We start from the raw sequence: 19094 nt of genomic DNA, 5'->3' as shown, positions 1-19094 counted from the left end.
TCCCAGGTTGTCGAGGTATCGGGTAAGGCGGGAGCGCCCTCACCTGCCTGCCGGATGCTGTTTCCTGAAAGTAGGCTGTTATCGGTGGGTGGGACGGGCTAGCCAGAATTCCCTTGAGGCAGGGTAGCGTTTTACTGTTGTCGAAGAGATTAACGCTCAGAAAAGGATTCCACCATGACCATCAGAACTGCAATCGTTGGATACGGAAATCTGGGACGGGGCGTGGAAACCAATATCAAGCGCCAGCCCGACATGGAGCTGGTTGGCATCTTCTCTCGCCGTAGCGAGCTAGACACGGACACTCCCGTGTTCCCGGTAGCCGATATTGACTCATACGCCGACCAGATCGACGTTCTCTACCTCTGCCTGGGGAGCGCTACCGATATTCCCGAGCAGGCAACAGCTCTTGCCGCGAAGTTCTCGACGGTTGACACGTACGACAACCACAAGAAGGTCCCAGCACATTACGAGGCGATGGATGAGGCGGCTTTCCAGGGCGACAACGTTGCTGTCATCTCGACCGGTTGGGACCCCGGCCTCTTCTCGATTAACCGCACCCTCGCATCCTCGATCTTCCCGCAATCCCAGCAGAACAGTTTCTGGGGTAAGGGAGTTTCGCAGGGCCACTCGGACGCTCTGCGCAGGATTGACGGCGTGAGGAAGGCCGTTCAATACACGATCCCCCGGGAGGACGCGATTGAATCCGCGCGCGAAGGACGCGGCGCTAAGGTCACGAGCCACAACGCTCACCTGCGCCAGTGCTGGGTTGTTGCCGACGAGGCCGACCAGGAGCGCATCGAGAACGAGATCAGGACGATGCCGGACTACTTCGTTGGCTACGAGGTGGAAGTCCACTTCATTGCCGAGGACGAGTTCGTTCGCGACCACGGTGGCGTACCTCACGGTGGGCACGTCATCACCTCCGGCGAGCTCGGCGGAACCCACAACACCATCGAGTTCACTCTCGCTCTCGAATCAAACCCGGACTTTACGGCCGCGGTTCAGGTGGCATACGGACGGGCCGCGTACCGACTGAAGGAAGCCGGCCAGGCCGGAGCCTTCTCGGTTCTTGAAATCCCGCCCTACCTGCTCGCACCCGAATCCCTCGAAGAGCTCCTCGCACGCGACATCTAGTCACCGGTGGCATCTGCCTCTGTGGCAATGCCATCCTTCACTCCCCTCGCCTACCCCGCTTTTGAATGAGCGGGGTAGGCTTTTATCGATAAAGAAAGGGAGTGGCATGGCGTACCACGCAGATTCATCGGATCTGAAGAACAAAGAAATTCTGACCTGGGAAGGTTTTGGGACAGCATCCCGTGAACTGGCCCAGGCCGTCGCGGATTCGGGATTCGAACCCGACATTATTATCGCCGTGGCACGAGGCGGGCTACTTCCCGCTGGCGCCCTTTCCTACTCTCTCGGGGTAAAGCTCTCCGACGCTATCAACGTCGAGTTTTACACTGACGTTCACGAGACGCTCCCCGACCCGGTGCTTCTCGCTCCCCTGCTAGACACGGACAACATCAGCGGAAAGAAACTTCTCGTTGTCGACGATGTTGCCGATTCCGGCAGGACCCTCGCACTCGTCATCGACATTCTCAAGGGATACGATGCCGAGGTTCGCTCCGCCGTTATCTACGGTAAGGCCCGCTCGGTTGTCGAGCCGGACTACGTGTGGCGGCAAACAGACCAGTGGATTGTCTTCCCCTGGTCTTCGGAGCCTCCCGTCACTGCTAACGCATAAAAACGAGGAGCTCGATATGCCGAGCATTGTTCCCTGCCTGTGGTTCGACATGACTGCGGAAGAGGCGGCTGATTTCTACTGCAGTATTTTCCCGAACTCACGCATTATCTCTCAGCAGATTTCCCCCATGGACAATCCGAGCCAGCAGGCCGGTAACGTCCTCACCGTCGAGTTCGAACTCGACGGCAACAGCTACACGGCCCTCAATGGCGGCCCGCACTTCCAATTCAACGAGGCCATCTCGTTCCAGATTGACTGCACCACCCAAGACGAGGTCGACCACTACTGGAATAGCCTCACCGACGGTGGCGAAGAATCGGAGTGCGGGTGGCTGAAGGATCGCTACGGTGTTTCCTGGCAGGTCGTACCGCGCCGTCTCATCGAACTGATGAGCCACCCCGATCCCGAGGTAGCCAAACGCACCGGGGAAGCAATGCTGACAATGAAGAAGCTCAGTATCCCCGACCTCGAACGCGCAGCATTCAACACCGGACAGTAGCGATCTTTATGTGAAGAACTGCAACTGTCCGAGAGCGTAAACAGCCCCGAGCGACACCAGTCCTCGGGGCTGTTTCATCCTCAAATTCATTGCCAACGATGCTGAGGAGTGCAATGCTCGAGAGCAAGAAGGAAACGAGGATCATCATGAAAATCGCCATCATCGGAGCTGGCGGCAAGGCCGGTTCAGCCATTTACCGCGACGCACTCGCACGCAATCACGACGTGACCGCAATTGTGCGGAGCATCGAACGCGCACGCGCGGTCCTCGGAAGCGATGTTGTCGCACTCGAGAAAGACAGCTTCGAGCTCACCGCCGAGGACCTACAAGAATTCGACGCAGTGGTCAACGCCGTCGCCTTCGCCTCCGCAGAAGGAAATCAGCATGTCGTGCTTGCCCAGCATCTCGTTTCCGTCGCAGCATCAGGCACGCCCCGGCTCGTCTTCATTCTGGGAGCAGGTTCGCTCTTCGCGGGCTCTGACCGGCACCATTTCATCGAGGACATCCGACAGGCACCAGGCTCGGATGAGTGGATCGCGATTCCAGAAAACCAGCTCAAGGAACTCCATTACCTCGAGTCTGTCAACACGGCTGACTGGGTTGGAATCTCGCCACAGGCCAGCTTCATTGAGGGAGGTGCCACCACTCCCGTAGTCGGCACAGACGAGATCATGTTTGCCTCAGACGGAGAGTCGCACACAACAACGGGAACCCTGGCGGTAGCGATTCTCGACGAGCTTGAGAATCCCACTCGCCGGCGAGTCCGCTTCACCGTGGGTGACGAGTAGAATCCGGCGCACGGAGACAGGAACACTCGAGGCAAGAGGCGCACAGGTAAGCCTGACGTCGGCCAGCCGGGACACGGGCCGACCTGCTTGCTCAGTTGCTGAGGAAGCCTTTCACGCTGGCGACTTTCGCTTGCTTTCCGGCACTCTTGAAACGGAAGAATAGCGCAAAGTCGGTTACCGAGTTCTCCTGCACGAAAAATCCGTGGCTGGACGCAAACTTACCGTGAGAAATCGTGTTCTCGATGGTGAGCACGTCGGGTACGACGCCGGGGAACAGTCCCGGCTCACCATCGACGGGTACCGGATCATCCGACCCTGCCCATTCCCACTCGATGTCTTCTGCCGACCATTCGTCGAGCACTTCACGGTCACCACGCGCCCAGGCGGCAACAATGTCGTTGGTGATTCCAATGCGTGGCGCATTTCCGCAGTCGTCGGGCAGGCTGATTTTCATGGCGTTCGTTCCCTTCTGTACGGCTTACCGTGCTCACCAGAAACGGGTTCCGAGGAGCGCCAGGGCCGTCGGGATTGGTTGATTACCGGGGTTACTAACCTACCGGGGACTCGGGTTTGGTTCCACCGCTACTTTGGCTTCGACAGCCGAGATAAGGAGGGACTGGCCCAGGATGTAGGTGAGCATCACCCAGAAACTGTGACCGGGAAGCTCAAACCCTGCAAACGCTCGCAGGGCAATCAGCGCATCGGAAATGATGAAGATGATTCCACCCATCGTGGCAACCGGACCCAGCCCCGTGGCCAGCACCGCCATAGCCGCAATAACGAGCGCGTAGAGAATAACTGGGACAGCGAGTTCTCCTGCTCCGTCGAAGCATATGGCAACAAGAACCGCTGCGGCGACCGCGTAAGGGATAACGAGGAGTGGCTGCCGCAGGATCGACTGGTGCCGGTAGGGCCAGAAGGCTACGACGTAGAAGACCTGGGCGATGAGGAAGCCAGCGATCATTGCCGCGAATCCGGTTTCCCCGTCAAGGAATCGCGGGAGCGTATCCCCCACCCAGGAGAAGAACAGCGCCACGAAAGCCATGACGACAAGGCGTCCGCGCGGGGATGTGGTTCCCGTCCAGAGCACCGCCGCCAGCACCGGCATAAGCAGCACCTGACTGCCTTCGGTCACTATCGAGGATGAGGCAAAGATCTGACCGACCAGGTGAATGAGTACCACAATCATGAATGCGGCTGAGGCTGCAATCCTGACCGGTACTCCCCGGCCCTCAAAGTCTTCGTCCACGCCCGCTCCCAATTCCACCATCTCCGTTTACTTGCTGAGCATACGCTGGAAAAGCACTGAGTAATTACCTGGACAGCCCGGTTGGACGAATTCCCCCAAACCCGGCACGAAGGTTTACCGATCCGGCGCGTTCAGTGAGCGCACTATTCTTCCAAGCGAGCCCCAATCTATCCGTCACCACCCACAGTTCCCAAAGGGCCCGAGTGAGGGTCAGGACTTGCGACTGCGGAGAGCCAGCGGGATGGTTAGCGCGGAGATACCGGCAGCCACCAGCAGGCCGGTGCTGAAATCGGACCCGGTGGCAATCCAGCCGATCAGGATCGACCCGGTACCGGTTCCCATATCGAATCCCACGTTCCACGTGGTCGATGCTGCGCCGTAATGCTGGCGATCAACGGCCCCGAATGACAGCAGAAGTGTAAGGTTCTGGAGCCCGCCATAGGCCGCACCAACGAAGAACGAGCCGATGATGAGCAGCGGAACCGAGGTGTCAATGGGATCACGGACCGCGAAGGAAATGAGAACGAGCCCGATCACCGTGCTCATGACGAGCGGAAGAACGAACTTGCCGGGACCCACTCGGTCCGCCGTCATTCCGACCCGCCACCGCACGAACGCCGTTGTCACCAGCATGACAAGGAGCGCCACGGTGACCAGCCCTGAGCTCGCAACCATCTGCGCCATAAAGGTAATGAGAACGCCGCCGGCAAGCGTCACGGCGAGGAGCAGAATCATGGGGCGCACGAGTGCGCGGTAGGGCGGCGGGTCGAGTGGCTTAGGCACTCGACCCACTCGTTGGCCAAGTTTCCAGGCCGGAAAGACTCCGAGAATGGGGAGGAGGCCAACGGCGAAGATGACTTCGAATGCGAACTGATCAACAATCCAGGCGCCCGCAGAAACGAAAACGATCTGCGGGAGAGCTACGGCAAGACCGTACATGCCAATAGCCTCGCCCCTCCTCATCACTGGCACGAGTTCCGCCGTTAGTGCACTGCCCGTGACAGTAATAATCCCGAAGCCAATCCCTCTCAGGGCAGAGAAAAACAGGATCGACAGGAGATCATCGCTGAAAAAGAACCCGGCGGTGGGAAGCCCCAGGAAGGTCACTCCGCCCACGAGGACGGGAACCCAGCCGAGCCGCCTCAGGGCGGCAGGGACCATGAGCTGAGTGAGGACCGTGGCGAGCATGAGTACGCCGTTGACGAGGCCAACCCCGCCAGCGTCCGCTCCGCCGTGCGCCGCCCACAGCGGGGCCACGGGCATGAGAGCGGCGTAGCCAGTAAAACCGAACGCGGTCATCGCCACCAGGAGCGGCATTCCCGGTTCCCGCAAAACAGATTTCGTCATCGCCGCCAGCATAGCCCGCCGATGCTAGTCCCCCGCACCACGCATCAGGGTGAGAACGGGCACCCACCGACCACCGGGGGTGGCCCCACTAAGAGTCGGACCACCCCGCCGACTTCAAACCGTTAACCCTAGGAGCGCGGGGCTGCCGGGGTGAGGAACGGTACGGCCTCTTCGGTGTCCCTTCGTCCGCTCTCCCAGAGGACGGCAGAGCCTTCCTGCGCGGATGCCCTGAGGTCGATAATCCGCTGGTTCGAGGAACCGCGGAAGGCAAGATCGTGGTGGTAGAGCCGTTTGATAAACGGACCGTCCACGAGAACATCGCACAGGTCGAGGAGCTCGTTCTTGTCCGCCCCTCGTCAAGCAACTGCTCGTAGGTGTACCCGGACCAGATCCAGATCGTCTTCTCGTCCCCGAACTCTTCTCGGAGCCTGCGGGCGATACGGAGAAGCACGGGGGTAGCGAGGAATGGCTCGCCACCGACGAAGGACAGTCCCGCCACATAGGGCTGGGCGACGTCGGCAAAGATTCGTTCTTCGAGTTCCTCGTCGTACTTCTTGCCGTACCGGAAGGACTGCGCTGCCTCGTTGTAGCAACCTGGGCACTTGAACGGGCACCCGGAGACGTAGAGGGAACACCGCACTCCCTCGCCGTCGACGAAATTGAATGGCTTGTAGTCAGCAATGTAGCTGGACGAGAGGACGCTGCCCTGCCACTCTCCGGTGGCGGGCTGCGTCACTCCGTCAGCATCGATGAGAGGCACGGCTAGCGTTCAACCTCATCCATGTGCTTCACGCGGCTGGCGATCTCTGCGTGACGGCCGTGGACCATGGGGCGGCGTTGCGGGTTACCGAGGTAGCCGCAGGTGCGCTTCACAACGTCACAGGTCTTCGGGTCTTCGTTACCGCAGTCGGGGCAGGCGAAGCCGGCGGCGGTTGCCTTGAACTCACCTTCGAAACCACACTCGTAGCACTTGTCGATCGGAGTGTTCGTTCCGAGGTAGGCAACTCGGTCGTAGGCGAAGTCCCAGACGGTCTCGAGAGCCTTCGTGTTGTGGGTCAGTTTCGGATACTCGCAGTAGTGGATGAATCCACCCTTCGAGTACTGCGGGTATTCGGCCTCAAACTCGATCTTTTCGAACGGCGTGATCTTCTTACGAACGTCGTAGTGGTACGAGTTCGTGTAGTAGTCCTTGTCCGTGACGTCAGCAATGTCGCCGAACTTCTCACGGTCCAGCCGGCAGAACCGATCCGTGAGCGACTCCGATGGCGTGGCGTACACGGAGAACCAGTACGGGTGCTCTTCGCGCCACTGCTCGGCGTAGCTGTTCATCGTCTTGATGATCTCGAGCGTGAAGTCCTTGGCTTCACGGTTCGTCTCCCAGTCCGGCCCGTAGAAGCAGGTCGCTGCCTCGTAAAGACCGATGTAGCCGATCGATGCGGTGGCGCGGTGCTTGCGGAAGAACTCCGTGACCGAGTCCGGCTCATTGCCCGAAGGGCGGCCGAGCGCACCGTGCTTATAGAGGATCGGGGCGTTCTCCGGGACTGCTTCCTCGCAGCGCTTGATGCGGAAGAGCAGCGCCTCCTTGAGAACATCCATGCGCTCGTCGAGAAGCTCCCAGAAGCGACCCACGTCGCCGCGTGCCTCGATGGCGATCCTGGGGACGTTCAGGGTGACAACGCCAAGGTTATTGCGGCCCGCGTTGACGGCTTCACCCGTGACGGGATCAACCCACTTGGGCAGGAACGAACGGCACCCCATCGGCACCTTGTAGTCGCCCTCGATCTCCGTGAGCTTGTCGTAGGAGAGAACATCCGGGTACATGCGCTTCGTCGAGCACTCGAGTGCGAGTTGCTTGATGTCGTAGTTCGGATCCGAGGGGTCCAGGTTCACGCCGCGGCGGAGGCCGAAGACAAGCTTCGGGAAGATTGCCGTGTGCTTGTCCTTGCCAATTCCGCCAATGCGGACGGTAAGGATCGCTTTCTGGATTTCCCGCTCGAAAACATCGGTTCCCAGCCCAAAGCCGAGGGTCACGAAGGGGGTCTGTCCGTTCGAAGAGTAAAGGGTGTTGATCTCGTACTCGAGGGACTGCATGGCGTCGTAGATGTCCTTGCGGGTCTTCGCCATCGCGTACTCTTCACGCTTGTCCTCGGCCACCCACGTCTCTGCCTCGGCGAGGTGCTTAGAGTAGTTGATCCGGGCGTAGGGCGCGAGCACCTCGTCGGTACGGTCAACCGAACACCCACCGTACTGGCTCGACGCCACATTCGCGATGATCTGTGCGATCTGTGCGGTTGCGGTGTTGATGGAGCGCGGCGACTCAACGCGTGCGTTGCCGATCTGGAAGCCATCCGAGAGCATTGACGGGATGTCGATGAGGCAGCAGTTCGTCATTGGCTGGAACGGGTTGTAGTCCAGGTCGTGGAAGTGGATATCGCCCTTGATGTGCGCATTGGCAACGGGCCGAGGAAGCAGTTCCTTCAGCGCAAAAGCCTTAGCAACGGACCCGGCGGTAAGGTCACGCTGGGTGTTGAAGACAGTCGCGTCCTTGTTGGCATTCTCGTTGACGACAGCCTTGTCCTTGCGAAGCAGGCGACCAACGGAGTACTGAACATCCATGGCCCTCTCCCGCTCAACATCCCGGTCGTGACGGTATTCAATATAGGCGCGAGCGACTTCCGGGTAGTCCGACTTCATGAGTCGATCTTCGACTGCCTGCTGAATAGTCGGAATATCCACGGAGTGGCCGGGCAGGCTCTCAACAACATCCCGGGTGACCGCGGAGGCGAAGTCAAAGTCCTCAATTCCCCGGCTCAGCAGGGCGGCTTCGACAGCACGATAGATCTTGGTCGGATCAAAATTAACGGTCCTGCCATCCCTCTTGACAACAGTGGTGGCGGTAGTGACTGCATTCTCCGACAACAACGACATCTTGTGCCCCTTTCAAAAGCGAACACTACATATTGTAGTAGGAGCGAAAGACAGCCACGTAATTACACGCGCGTAAATTGGCAATGCATACTCTGAATAAAGCATTTATTCAGTCATTTTTCCGAGAAATTCCCGCGTCGGCGCAGGATGTGGCGGAACCGACCAAATTGAGTTAGGCAGGCCACACCTTCTACTACCGCGCGACCTGTCCGATTTCTCCCAAGTGGAAAAAGCGCAAGTCCGGGGAAATCACATAAAAATAAATGAGATATGCATGGTTAATGCGTGAAACCGAAACTACTTGGAAAACTTGCACCAGATTCGGGCCGCGTTTCAGCCTCTGTTCAACGTAGCTTCAACCCCAGGTTCAAACCTTTGAGCACTTAGCCGCGAACGTCGACGAGGTGGTGTTCGAGGTCGTGGAGGAGGTATCGGCTCATGTCAAGAATCGTGAACAGCTTGCCGTCGCTTCGCACACCGGTGCGACCCCACTCCCCTTCCCCGATCCGGTCATAGGTGGCGGCAACCTCCCGGACCGCGTCGGCAATGTCCGTGCTAACGCGTTCGGGATCAGCCTCCCAGAATCGCTCGTTGACGGCTTCGGCTTCGCCGTCGTAGTCCTCTAGTTGCGGGTTCTCCTCGTTAAGCATCGAGGTCACGCGCCGATTGAGTACCCGGAGGAGATCCAGGCAGTGGCGAGCATATTCGACCGGGGACCAAACATCCTCGCCTGGTCGCTCGGTTGCGTCCTTGCGGTTGAGCACCTTTTCCCACCGTTCCGGCATGGCACGGAGGCGCTCCGCCGTATCCCTGGGATCGTGCGGAGCATAGCCGCACTCCGGACATCCCTTATCAATGACAAAAGTCCAGTCTGTCGTGTCGGTCTGCGCTGGCTTTGGAGTATCCATATCCCCATCGTCCTCTCCCAGCAACGCATGCACAATAGTCAGAATTAATCGACTGCATAGAAAATGGGACAATCGCTAACAGAAATGGACCGGGTGCAGTAGGCACCTTCCTCGGCTTGATGCCACAGAGATTTCCTACGATCAGGAGCGATGGGGGTTCCCCGCAGATGGGAGCCGTCAGCTCTTCCTACGGTAGAGGACGACTGCGTCTTCGAGTTCCATTTCCACCCCGTCGCGCCCGGCGTGAGTTCGCGCCCTGCTTTCGATGATCAGCGGTTCCCAGTCACGATCATTCAGTCCAAGGGCTTCCACTTCTTCTTCCGGGGAGGAGAATTTTGGTCCGTCACCGTTTCGGTTGGGCATGGATGCATGCGAGACAACGAGGATGTGACCACCGGGGGCGACCATGGCCGCGGCAGCGCGAAGGATTGCCGTGCGGTTGAGCATGACGGGTGACTGGAAGAAGCTGGCCGAGACCAGATCAACCTCAGCATCCAGATTCATCTCGGTCAGGTCACCGGCGACAAAGCGGGCGCGGTCTTCACCAAGACCTTCAGTTTGGGCGGCGCTACGTGCGCGGGCGATTGCTTTCTCCGAAATATCGATACCGAGTGCGGTCCAGCCATTTTTTGCCAGCCAGATAACGTCTCCACCTTCACCGCATCCCAGGTCCAGGGAGCGACCGGGCTCCAATCCGCTCGCAACATCAGCAAGCACCTTGTTGACCTTGCCGGTCCAGATGGGTTCCGCCTCACCGTAACGACGATCCCAGTACTCTGCCGGATTCGTATCGCTGTCTTCGTGGTTGTGCTCGTGATGGCCCATACCGAATAGTGTCACCGAGCCTTACGTGCACGGCAACAACCTTCTCTTGTAGGGGATTAACCGTGGGGCGCAGGGGAAGAAATCACGCACTGGGAAAACGGCGATATCGAAAGGGATCAGAAGAGATCGGACCGGAAGGAAAAGTGGGTACTTGCTCAGGCGACGATTGCCGCAATTGCGTTGAAGGTAATGAAGCCAAGGGCAGTGGTTGCCAGGAGCACGGTCGACACGATCCTGTTGTCGCCGCGGAATCTCTCGGTAAGGATCGGAACGTTCGCTGCCGTGGGGAGAGCGGCAGTAAGAACAAGAACAGCGAGATCGGTTGATGTCAGCGGTGCTCCCACCGCAATAGCCAGTGAACCAAAAAGCCATGCCGCTACGGGCAGGCCAAGGAGCTTGAGGAGCGAGAGCCACCCGACGTAGACCTTTGGAGTATCCGTCACGCCGGGACGAGCATTGCGTTGCTCGCGAGCGAGAACCGCACCGATCGTGAAGAGAGCAACGGGGGTTGCCGAGTCGGCCAGCAGGTCGAGGAAGTTGACGATGATTTCGGGAGTAGCCCAGGGGGTTGTCGACCAAGCGGCACCGAGGACGATTGACCACATGAGCGGGTTCTTGAGAACACCAGCAAGTGACGTCTTGACGTTCGCCCGCCATCCCCCGCCTTCTGTCCCAATATGAGCGAGCCCGATTCCAGTGGATTGAATGATGACGATGTCGGTCAGGAGAATGGGGACGAGCAGCGCCAGGCCGTGCTGGCCCAAGATGGCACCGATGAGAGGGATTCCCATGAACCCAGCATTCGGGATTGCGCCGGCGAGCGCCGCAAAGCCAGAGGTGCGCCATCCAAGGCCGCTTTTCAGACCGGGAACGAGGCCGAGGCCAATGATTGTCCAGCAGGCGAGGATCCAGACGACAATAACGGCGGGGTTGAGGAGTTCCTCAATGGATGACTGTGCCCCGACCCGGAACAGCATTGCCGTCATGGCAAAATACAGAACGTACGTGTTGAGGCCCTGGACTGCCTCGGAGGGGATGAGCCGTGAGCGCGTTGCGAGGTAGCCGAGGAGGACGAGAGCGAACAGCGGCGCGCTGACGACAAGGACATTCACGGGTTCTTGATCTCCAGACTCTAACGATCCCGCAATACTGGCGGGCACCGCTCCAGTCTAGATCCCGCCGCAGGTTTCGCTACCGCGGACCACTATCCGACTCCGAGATAGCTACCGCTTCCCGCACTGTTTTCTATCCCGGAGAGCTATTCATCTTTCGTTACGAAAACGGTTTCCTATTCTCAGGTAGCTATTCGACGACGTAGATGAAGAAGTTGCCGTAGCCCATAACGACTACGGCCAGGAACGCCGCACATAGGAGGAACGACTGGGAGACCCTCGACGCTGTTTCGCTGGGCTGGGCGACAGCGCGGATCAGTAGCCCAACAAAGCTCAGACCGGAAGCGAACCACAGCATTGTTGCGACCGTCTCATGCGAGAATCGTGACTCCGCGGACTCTAGCCAGTTTTTCTTGTGATCCTCGAGTTCTCGGTCCTCTGCACCAATTAGCCAATCAGGCGACTCGTACATCAGCCTGTTGCTAGCAAGGATCAACCATGCAATAAGTGCGCCAATGAGGATAGCCCCGCCTGCCCAGAACCATTTCTCCAGTTCGGGGCGGTCCCGCAGGAACTTTGGCTTACAGTGCGGCTGAGCCGATCGAACCCGGTCGTTCATTTCATTGTTAAAAGGTAGCTCTCCCATACCCGCAACGTAATGGCTCCAATACTGGATAAAAAGGGCACCGGCACCCCAGCCAGACCGGCCGCTGGCCAGTTCACGATGTAAGTACAAGATCGGAAGTGCATACCCGCTGGCATCTGAAGAGAACGACCGGGGCCGCGGAGGAGATTTTGATCCCGCCCGCGACCCCACCACGTCTAAATGCGCGCTTGCTCCTTCACACCGGCTTAAAACCGGCGACTACAGCTTGTATTAACGGACAACATCCACGTTCTTGTCGATCGTGGACACATGGCCGCTGGCCCGCGCCGCTTCGGCAACGGCTTCGGCGACGGCCGGGGACACTCGCTTGTCAAACACCGAGGGGATGAGGAAGCTCGGATTGAGTTCCTCGGCCGTGATGGTTGCCGAGATTGCATCGGCGGCAGCAACCATCATCTCGTCAGAAACTCCGGTGGCCCCAGCATCGAGCAGGCCGCGGAAGAAGCCCGGGAAGACCAAAACATTGTTGATCTGGTTCGGGAAGTCCGAACGGCCGGTCGCGACAATTGCCGCGTGCTTAGACGCTTCCTCCGGATCGACTTCCGGATCTGGGTTTGCCATGGCGAATACGATCGCGTCGTCGTTCATGGCAGCAATGTCATCACCATCAAGCAGGTTGGGTGCCGATACTCCAATGAAGACATCGGCGCCGACAACCGCCTCCTTGAGGGTTCCGGAGAAGCCTTCTTCGTTCGTGTTGCTGGCAAGCCAGTTACGGTGCTCATCGGCATGGGAGGAACCGCGCTCGATGACTCCTGCGCGGCCGGCCGCACGGATGTGCTTAACACCGGAGGCCCTGAGGAGCTTGATGATGGCGAAGCCCGCGGCACCGACGCCGGAGACAACGACCTTCACGTCCTCAATATTCTTGTTCACGACCTTGAGAGCATTGTTGAGGGCTGCGAGCGTGACAATCGCAGTGCCGTGCTGATCGTCGTGGAAGACGGGGATATCGAGCTCGTCGCGGAGCCGCCTCTCGATCTCAAAGCAACGCGGCGCCGAAATATCCTCGAGGTTAATACCGCCGTAGGCGGGGCAATCGCCTTGCAGATCGAGATGATTTCCTCGGTGTCCTTCGTATCGAGAGCCACCGGCCACGCATTTACGTTGCCGAATTTCTTAAACAGGATCGCCTTGCCCTCCATGACCGGCATGGCGGCCTCGGGGCCAATATCGCCCAAACCAAGAACTGCGGTGCCGTCGGTAACAACAGCAACAGTGTTTGCCTTGATGGTGAAGCGACGAGCATTCTCCTTGTTTTCGGCAATCGCATTGCAGACTCGAGCTACGCCCGGGGTGTAGGCGCGGGAGAGGTCTTCACGGTTACGGAGCTGAACCTTCGATGTGGTTTCGATCTTTCCGCCCGAATGAATAACGAAGGTGCGGTCGGAAACCAGCTTGACCCGGGTACCCTCAAGCGCATCAATCTTCGCGGTGATCTTGTCGACGTGGCGCTGACCACGAGCATTAGCAGAGACGTCAATGACCATGTGGTCAACACCTGAACCGGTGACATCGAGGGCCGTAATCTGGGCTCCCGTTTCAGCAATTGCCGCGGTCAGGTCCGAGCTGGCGGAGAATGATGCGGGAGTTTCTACACGGAACGTAATCGAATAACCGGGACTGGGGGAAACCACGGATTGACTCCTCATTGAGTTGTGAAAGTGTGCTCTTCCTCATTCTACGCGCTAGAAAAGTTCCATTTAGCCAACCGAGGACAGGCTCAAAACGGGAGGATTCGGACTCTCCAAGGCGAACGAACGGATCCTCGCCATTCTTGGAAGCGAAAACCTCGGCAGTTCATACATCTGCTTCTAATTGATGGCTTCCACGTAGAACCAACGGCCTCTTTCTTGGACAAACCGCGAGCGCTCCTGAAGGACGCCAATCCCTCCCCCGGCTTCCTTATAGGTAGCTCGGAATTCGACTATTCCGTCAGTATCTTCCGGGCCTCCGTCAACGACGTCGACGATCTGCAACCCCCGCCACTGCGGATTGTCCGTCAGGTCAACCGTCTCCGGGCGGGTCGTGGGATGCCAGGTGCGAAGCAACCACTCTTCGTCGCTTCGCGCGAAGGCGTCGAAGCGGGACCTCATGAGTTCTTCAGCAGTTGTCGGTTCCACAGCTCCATCCTATTCGACACCAACCAGCACCGTTATTGGCACTAGCGCTCTCACCGGATCGGGCGATCTCCGGCTACCAATGAACATGGGCATATGGCCGCTCAGTCATAGTTTCTGTCACCGGTTGGCGACATTCCCCATGATCGAATAGCACTACCGAAAACACGCCCGGCTACTCGTTCTCCAGATGCTCCCTGAGGTGATGCCCACTGGGCCTTTTGCATCATGCAATTGTATGATGCAATACCTGTGTTCACATGTCCGGTTGGATTTGAGTTTCCCGTGGCCGTTTCTCGTCGCGAGCTCGTTTACGAGCAGATGATTCTTTCGCGCGCAGCCTCGCAAAACTCTCCGCCGCACGGTCGGCAATGGGAGTTGGATAGGAGCGCCGCCTTTCTTGTTGCTCGCCTTGCGGCTTCGGGCCCGATGTCGGTCAGTGAGTTCGCCGACGGGTTTGGTCTCGACACATCGACGGTTCATCGTCAGGTTGCGGCGGCGATATCGTGCGGGTTGATCGAACGGATTCCGGGAGAGAGCGGGTCCCAGGCTCGCCGTCATGTTCCAACCCAGGAGGGCCTTGCGGCGCTCGACCGGGAGTTGAATGCGCGCAGCGACACTCTTACTCGCGTGACTGCCGACTGGACTGATGATGAGGTTTCCCAGTTCACAGCACTCACGCGCAGACTCAACGAATCACTTGAGGAGCTTCGCGGCCATCCCTGGCCAAGGCCCCTCCCGTAGGCATTCCACCCACTGCCCCACCACATCGACTTACGACCTGCGACATCCGACTTTTCTGCTTTCTTTCCCGCCCCGATGCATTCGCATGGGTGGCACACCGAACTGAGGTACCCATGTCCCAACCAGAATCCCAACCGGTGAAGCGCAATATTGTTCTTGCGGTTCTCCTCTCGGGTGCGTTCATCATCATTCTGAACCAGACCCTGCTGAATACGGCTCTGCCGACGTTCATGGAGGAGTTCGGGATCACGGAGAATGCCGCCCAGTGGGTGACGACGGTCTTCATGCTCGTCAATGGCGTCATGATTCCCGTGACAGCATTTCTGATCGAGAAGTTCAGCACGAGGAAACTGTTTATGGCGGCGATGCTGATCTTCTCGGTCGGCACGGCAATATGTGCGGCGGCACCGTCCTTCGGCGTTCTCCTTCTTGGTCGCGTTGTTCAGGCCGCGAGTGGCGGCATGATCATGCCTCTTATGCAGACCATTGTGTTTGCCATGTTTTCGTTCCATCGTCGCGGTTCGGCCATGGGAACCCTGGGCCTTGTCATTTCCTTTGCTCCGGCAATCGGACCCAGCCTGTCGGGCTGGATCGTTGACAACATGCCCTGGCAGACCCTGTTTATCATGATGCTGCCGATTGCTTTGATCGACGCAGTCTTCGCCTATTTCCTGCTCCGCAACGTCACGGAGAACACGAACCCGAAGCTCGATTTCCTGTCACTCACCCTGTCCACAATTGGTTTTGGCGGGCTACTGTTTGGTTTCAGTACCGCGGGAAGTGCGGGATGGGGGAGCGCAAATGTGATCGGCCCCCTGGTCGTTGGCCTTCTCGCTCTTGCCTGGTTCACTCGCCGTCAGCTCACCCTTGAAAAGCCCATGCTTGATATTCGGGTTCTCTCGAACCCTATGTTCACGCTCGGAACCCTGCTTGGTATGACGATCTTTGTGGTCATGATCGGTGGCATGCTGATCCTGCCTCTCTACATGCAGAACATGGCTGACTTTACGGCCATGGAGTCCGGCATTGCTCTCCTGCCGGGTGCCGTTGTCATGGGAGTCGTCTCCCCTATCACGGGCAGGGTGTTCGACCGATTCGGCGGCAAATGGCTGTCGTTCTTCGGCTTTATCCTCGCCACCGCATCCACGTTTATGCTCGCCCAACTATCACTCGACACGACGCTCGAGTACCTGGCGATCGTCAATGCGGTCCGCATGCTTGGCGTTGCAATGGTGATCATGCCGGTAACAACGGCGGCCCTGAACGAGCTGCCGCAGCGCATGATTCCGCACGGTACTGCCGTCAACAACACGCTCCGCCAGATCTCTTCCTCGATCGGTGCCGCGGTCATGGTGACGATTATGACCGCCACGGCCAAGGATCCTGCCGTTTACGGAATTGAGGGAGTCATTCACGGAGCCAACGTGGCTTTCATTGTTTCCGGTTCCCTCGGCATTCTCGGAATCATTGGTTCCCTCTTTATCCGAAACCGCCAATCTCCCGCGGCCTCCGAGATCAACGAGCCACAGGAGTAAGCCTGCCCCACAACACCGTGGCTTCCCGCATGACTCAGGCCTCCGGATCGATGGGCCGGTTCAGTTAGGCCGGTTCGCTACGACATCGACCGACACTGCCAAGAATCAAGAGAAGATGGTTTTACGCTCACTCCCAGGCGTTACGGGACCGCGGAGAAGAGGTCGGTGTATAGCCCGATGAGTTCTTCGCGCTGGGAATCACTCAGCGCAACCGATGGATCGGTCTGCGACGGGGCACTTCCCAGGTGGCTACCAACAACCTCGCCATCAACAACTGCAGCCACCAGGGGAACCAGGATACGTCGAGCACCGGGATCCTCCTCGGTCGGATACTCGGGAGCGAACTCACCTAGCTCTTCAAGGAGGAATGCGTAGTAGTCGGCACCTTCCTGACCGTCACGAATCTGGGAGACATTGACGTAGTGGATCTCCTCGATCCCCGATTCCTTCGCCGCCTCATCCATCGGCCCAACAGCATTCCGGCACCACGGACACGACGGGAATCCGAAGTAAATGACCCCATGACCATCATCCAGTAGCCCCCGCGCCTCATCCTCCGAGGCCGGCGAGAAGACATGATCATCAGGGATCTCTACCTCCAAGAAAGCGGTCCCCCTCTGCGTCATCATCCCGTTGAGATCTTCGTATTCCTTGATGAATCCCTCATCACCATCACCGCTACCTCCGCAACCAGCAAGAGCAACGACTGATAGGAGAACTACGATCAGACGGAAAAGACGTGTCATGACGGCACCACATTCAAAACTACGGGAGAGATCTGGCTCTCATTGTGCCGGTCTCATCCATGTAAATGATGGGCCTATCTACCTAGTCACGCTCTAGCGCAGTCCCAGCTCAGGCACCCCCGTACATAAACCGCTGAGTCCCGGACCTCCCCGCACACGGATTCACTCTGCACTCAGATGGTCGTGCCTCCCGCGACCTCAACATTCGCCACGGCTTCTCTGCCGTAAGCCCACAGAAACAGTTCCGACCGTAGCCCTGTCACCACAACCCCGCGGCCCTTGGAGCCGCTTGACGCAGTCTTTCCGATCGAGGAGGAATCTCCATCCAGGGTACGGAAAGCAATAACTTGCTTGCGCCTAACTGCTTTGGCCGAGACTTTAAGCCTCTCCCACAGTGCACTCTGGGTTTTCTCGCCAAGTTGCTCCACGGGTATTCCGTTTGCTCGCCTCGCATCCTGACCGTGGATGTACCACTCGCCAAGCGAGTGGCGGTAGTCCTCCCGAAAATCACATGGCATCCACCGAAACGAAGCGGGGCCGCTTTCAAGTTGGCTGTCGAGTTCCTCGTAAGGCCATTGTTCCTTCGTGCGTTCCATCAACCGTCTGGCAGTGTTTTTCATCCCCAGCGTGTCAGCGGGTGCTTGGATGAGCGAGTGGTTGAGCGTCCAAAGGTGCACGGCAAGATCGTACGCACTCCATCCTTCGCACAAAGTCGGCGCATTCGGCCCAACCTGCCGAAGAACCGCACAGGCCACATCCCTACGTTCGTCCCGCAACTGAGCCGTCATGCTTCGATTATCAAGCGGTTACCTGCCCAGAACAAGGACGAAAAGCTGACCGGGCGGGAAGAAGAGTCCCTGCCCGAGAGGAACCCAGGCTGTCGCGACAGACCCCGAGAAATGTCAGGCACGGTGAGGCACGAGGCCAGCTGTCGTCTCGTGCAGTCCTCTAGCCTCTCGCGTGGCCCTCCAGCTTCATGTGCGGCCTTGCGGGAAATTGATTCCTGCTGTCAACCTGCGCCGCGGCCGGGGTCAATTCCGACCGGGTTCAAATACGAACCCCACTGCATGCTCAAGAAGATAGCGATGCGAAAGCTCCACAAGTAGCCATGTACAAGGCACAGTTGGTCCAAGTGCCCTCGGATATCGGCGGGATGCGCACGGACCTCGAGAGAGAAAAAACGGGTCTTCAATGGCCCAGACCCGTATCATTCCCCTATCAATGAAGGCATGACTCCATGGGAAGGACCGGACCCTGCGGGGCAGGATCCGTGCGAAGCCTTCCGTACGTGTCGACATCTATGCGGTTGCCGTCAACGAGGAACTTTTGTCGTTCAGTTCCTTCCTTGATGAATCCTGCGGCCCGAGCAACGGCTCCGGATGCTGGATTATTGACGCGATGGCCGAGCTCGAGCCGTTCCAAACCACCATCGTTCAAAGCCCAGTTTGCAACCGCAGTTGCACCACGTTTGACGAGACCTGAGCCTCGGTAGTCCGCGTGGATCCAGTACCAGAACCAGCCGGTGAGGTCTTCTCGATCAACACTCACGCAGACAAGCCCCACCAGTCGGCCACCATCGTCGATCGCATACGGGACATGGACGGAGTCTTGGGAAATAAGCCGCCTCACGTAATCCTGTGCTTCATCAAGGTTCGCGACCCGGCCTTGCCGGGACATGTCATCATTCGATTGAAAGGCCGCAAGAACATCCTCAGCATCATCACTTCTCAAGCCTCGCAGAACAGCATGGATCATGGGCTTCCTTTCATCCGCCAATTGATCGTAAGCCAGGCACCTCGTCCCCGCCATTGCACCAGGCAATTTCAGCATGATTGCCAAACGTTTCGTCCCCGCCAATCTGAGCAGCGAGCTTCTCTTGCGT

The 19094-nt window shown here is 58.4% G+C and carries 19 protein-coding genes and 1 pseudogene; 6 read left to right on the top strand and 14 right to left on the bottom strand.

The window, feature by feature from the left end; all coding sequences use genetic code 11:
* Nucleotides 1-174: 174 nt before the first annotated feature.
* From EJ997_RS12780 to EJ997_RS12765, 4 genes are all read left to right on the top strand, one after another.
* Nucleotides 175-1134 carry a diaminopimelate dehydrogenase gene (locus EJ997_RS12780; RefSeq protein WP_126704877.1) on the top strand — a complete coding sequence of 320 codons (960 nt, stop codon included), beginning with the start codon at nucleotides 175-177 and terminating at the stop codon, nucleotides 1132-1134.
* A 106-nt stretch (nucleotides 1135-1240) separates the two neighbouring features.
* A complete protein-coding gene (locus tag EJ997_RS12775) occupies nucleotides 1241-1744 on the top strand; it encodes a phosphoribosyltransferase (RefSeq protein ID WP_126704876.1) in 504 nt (167 codons plus the stop codon).
* Nucleotides 1745-1760: 16 nt separating this feature from the next.
* Nucleotides 1761-2243 (top strand): VOC family protein, encoded by a 483-nt coding sequence (locus EJ997_RS12770; protein WP_126704875.1) that lies wholly within the window; start codon nucleotides 1761-1763, stop codon nucleotides 2241-2243.
* 113 nt (nucleotides 2244-2356) lie between these two features.
* On the top strand, nucleotides 2357-3031 hold the full coding sequence (locus EJ997_RS12765) for an NAD(P)-dependent oxidoreductase (protein ID WP_206501711.1): 675 nt from the start codon (nucleotides 2357-2359) through the stop codon (nucleotides 3029-3031).
* Between the two features lie 91 nt (nucleotides 3032-3122).
* Here the strand turns inward: EJ997_RS12765 and EJ997_RS12760 are convergent, their stop codons facing one another.
* From EJ997_RS12760 to EJ997_RS12710, 11 genes and pseudogenes are all read right to left on the bottom strand, one after another.
* On the bottom strand, nucleotides 3123-3485 hold the full coding sequence (locus EJ997_RS12760; RefSeq protein WP_126704874.1) for a nuclear transport factor 2-like protein: 363 nt from the start codon (nucleotides 3483-3485) through the stop codon (nucleotides 3123-3125).
* 99 nt (nucleotides 3486-3584) lie between these two features.
* Nucleotides 3585-4280 (bottom strand): lysoplasmalogenase, encoded by a 696-nt coding sequence (locus tag EJ997_RS12755; protein ID WP_164720023.1) that lies wholly within the window; start codon nucleotides 4278-4280, stop codon nucleotides 3585-3587.
* A 210-nt stretch (nucleotides 4281-4490) separates the two neighbouring features.
* Nucleotides 4491-5627 (bottom strand): MFS transporter, encoded by a 1137-nt coding sequence (locus EJ997_RS12750; protein WP_206501709.1) that lies wholly within the window; start codon nucleotides 5625-5627, stop codon nucleotides 4491-4493.
* 88 nt (nucleotides 5628-5715) lie between these two features.
* Entirely contained in the window at nucleotides 5716-6387 is a 672-nt protein-coding gene (locus EJ997_RS14210) for a 4Fe-4S single cluster domain-containing protein (protein ID WP_456071324.1), read from the bottom strand.
* A gap of 2 nt (nucleotides 6388-6389) precedes the next feature.
* Nucleotides 6390-8555, bottom strand: coding sequence for an anaerobic ribonucleoside-triphosphate reductase (nrdD, locus tag EJ997_RS12740; RefSeq protein ID WP_126704872.1), 2166 nt, complete (start codon nucleotides 8553-8555; stop codon nucleotides 6390-6392).
* Nucleotides 8556-8938: 383 nt separating this feature from the next.
* Nucleotides 8939-9463 carry a DinB family protein gene (locus tag EJ997_RS12735; protein ID WP_126704871.1) on the bottom strand — a complete coding sequence of 175 codons (525 nt, stop codon included), beginning with the start codon at nucleotides 9461-9463 and terminating at the stop codon, nucleotides 8939-8941.
* Between the two features lie 177 nt (nucleotides 9464-9640).
* A complete protein-coding gene (locus EJ997_RS12730; protein WP_126704870.1) occupies nucleotides 9641-10288 on the bottom strand; it encodes a class I SAM-dependent methyltransferase in 648 nt (215 codons plus the stop codon).
* A gap of 155 nt (nucleotides 10289-10443) precedes the next feature.
* A complete protein-coding gene (locus EJ997_RS12725; RefSeq protein ID WP_164720021.1) occupies nucleotides 10444-11400 on the bottom strand; it encodes an AEC family transporter in 957 nt (318 codons plus the stop codon).
* A gap of 190 nt (nucleotides 11401-11590) precedes the next feature.
* Nucleotides 11591-12046 carry a hypothetical protein gene (locus EJ997_RS12720; protein WP_126704868.1) on the bottom strand — a complete coding sequence of 152 codons (456 nt, stop codon included), beginning with the start codon at nucleotides 12044-12046 and terminating at the stop codon, nucleotides 11591-11593.
* Nucleotides 12047-12277: 231 nt separating this feature from the next.
* Nucleotides 12278-13704, bottom strand: a pseudogene (locus EJ997_RS12715) (malic enzyme-like NAD(P)-binding protein).
* Nucleotides 13705-13881: 177 nt separating this feature from the next.
* Nucleotides 13882-14190: a YchJ family protein gene (locus EJ997_RS12710; protein WP_206501708.1), complete on the bottom strand. Its 309-nt coding sequence runs from the start codon at nucleotides 14188-14190 to the stop codon at nucleotides 13882-13884.
* Between the two features lie 282 nt (nucleotides 14191-14472).
* Between EJ997_RS12710 and EJ997_RS12705 the strand changes: the two genes are divergently transcribed.
* Both EJ997_RS12705 and EJ997_RS12700 read left to right on the top strand, forming a co-directional pair.
* A complete protein-coding gene (locus EJ997_RS12705) occupies nucleotides 14473-14931 on the top strand; it encodes a MarR family winged helix-turn-helix transcriptional regulator (protein ID WP_206501707.1) in 459 nt (152 codons plus the stop codon).
* 113 nt (nucleotides 14932-15044) lie between these two features.
* Nucleotides 15045-16466: an MDR family MFS transporter gene (locus tag EJ997_RS12700; protein ID WP_126704866.1), complete on the top strand. Its 1422-nt coding sequence runs from the start codon at nucleotides 15045-15047 to the stop codon at nucleotides 16464-16466.
* A gap of 140 nt (nucleotides 16467-16606) precedes the next feature.
* Here EJ997_RS12700 and EJ997_RS12695 read toward each other — a convergent pair whose 3' ends face one another.
* The 3 genes from EJ997_RS12695 to EJ997_RS12685 all read right to left on the bottom strand — a co-directional run bounded on the left by EJ997_RS12695 (nucleotide 16607) and on the right by EJ997_RS12685 (nucleotide 18967).
* On the bottom strand, nucleotides 16607-17212 hold the full coding sequence (locus tag EJ997_RS12695) for an LptM family lipoprotein (protein ID WP_126704865.1): 606 nt from the start codon (nucleotides 17210-17212) through the stop codon (nucleotides 16607-16609).
* Nucleotides 17213-17385: 173 nt separating this feature from the next.
* The gene (locus EJ997_RS12690) at nucleotides 17386-18000 is read right to left on the bottom strand and encodes a maleylpyruvate isomerase family mycothiol-dependent enzyme (RefSeq protein WP_126704864.1); all 615 of its coding nucleotides are present in this window, start codon (nucleotides 17998-18000) and stop codon (nucleotides 17386-17388) included.
* 430 nt (nucleotides 18001-18430) lie between these two features.
* Nucleotides 18431-18967, bottom strand: coding sequence for a GNAT family N-acetyltransferase (locus tag EJ997_RS12685; protein WP_126704863.1), 537 nt, complete (start codon nucleotides 18965-18967; stop codon nucleotides 18431-18433).
* Nucleotides 18968-19094 lie beyond the last annotated feature (127 nt).

The sequence above is a fragment of the Flaviflexus ciconiae genome (assembly GCF_003971195.1).
GTDB classification, from domain to species: domain Bacteria; phylum Actinomycetota; class Actinomycetes; order Actinomycetales; family Actinomycetaceae; genus Flaviflexus; species Flaviflexus ciconiae.
The sequence above is the reverse complement of the archived record's forward strand: the minus strand, read 5'-3'. Positions and strand labels throughout refer to the sequence as shown.

Excerpts from the sequence above, each read along its gene's own strand:
- EJ997_RS12780 (WP_126704877.1), top strand. The coding sequence starts at position 175 with ATGACCATCAGAACTGCAATCGTTGGATACGGAAATCTGGGACGGGGC.
- EJ997_RS12775 (WP_126704876.1), top strand. The coding sequence starts at position 1,241 with ATGGCGTACCACGCAGATTCATCGGATCTGAAGAACAAAGAAATTCTG.
- EJ997_RS12735 (WP_126704871.1), bottom strand. The coding sequence starts at position 9,463 with ATGGATACTCCAAAGCCAGCGCAGACCGACACGACAGACTGGACTTTT.
- EJ997_RS12760 (WP_126704874.1), bottom strand. The coding sequence starts at position 3,485 with ATGAAAATCAGCCTGCCCGACGACTGCGGAAATGCGCCACGCATTGGA.
- EJ997_RS12765 (WP_206501711.1), top strand. The coding sequence starts at position 2,357 with ATGCTCGAGAGCAAGAAGGAAACGAGGATCATCATGAAAATCGCCATC.
- nrdD (WP_126704872.1), bottom strand. The coding sequence starts at position 8,555 with ATGTCGTTGTTGTCGGAGAATGCAGTCACTACCGCCACCACTGTTGTC.
- EJ997_RS12720 (WP_126704868.1), bottom strand. The coding sequence starts at position 12,046 with ATGGGAGAGCTACCTTTTAACAATGAAATGAACGACCGGGTTCGATCG.
- EJ997_RS12690 (WP_126704864.1), bottom strand. The coding sequence starts at position 18,000 with ATGACGGCTCAGTTGCGGGACGAACGTAGGGATGTGGCCTGTGCGGTT.
- EJ997_RS12770 (WP_126704875.1), top strand. The coding sequence starts at position 1,761 with ATGCCGAGCATTGTTCCCTGCCTGTGGTTCGACATGACTGCGGAAGAG.
- EJ997_RS12685 (WP_126704863.1), bottom strand. The coding sequence starts at position 18,967 with ATGATCCATGCTGTTCTGCGAGGCTTGAGAAGTGATGATGCTGAGGAT.
- EJ997_RS12700 (WP_126704866.1), top strand. The coding sequence starts at position 15,045 with ATGTCCCAACCAGAATCCCAACCGGTGAAGCGCAATATTGTTCTTGCG.
- EJ997_RS12730 (WP_126704870.1), bottom strand. The coding sequence starts at position 10,288 with ATGGGCCATCACGAGCACAACCACGAAGACAGCGATACGAATCCGGCA.
- EJ997_RS12750 (WP_206501709.1), bottom strand. The coding sequence starts at position 5,627 with ATGACGAAATCTGTTTTGCGGGAACCGGGAATGCCGCTCCTGGTGGCG.
- EJ997_RS12695 (WP_126704865.1), bottom strand. The coding sequence starts at position 17,212 with ATGACACGTCTTTTCCGTCTGATCGTAGTTCTCCTATCAGTCGTTGCT.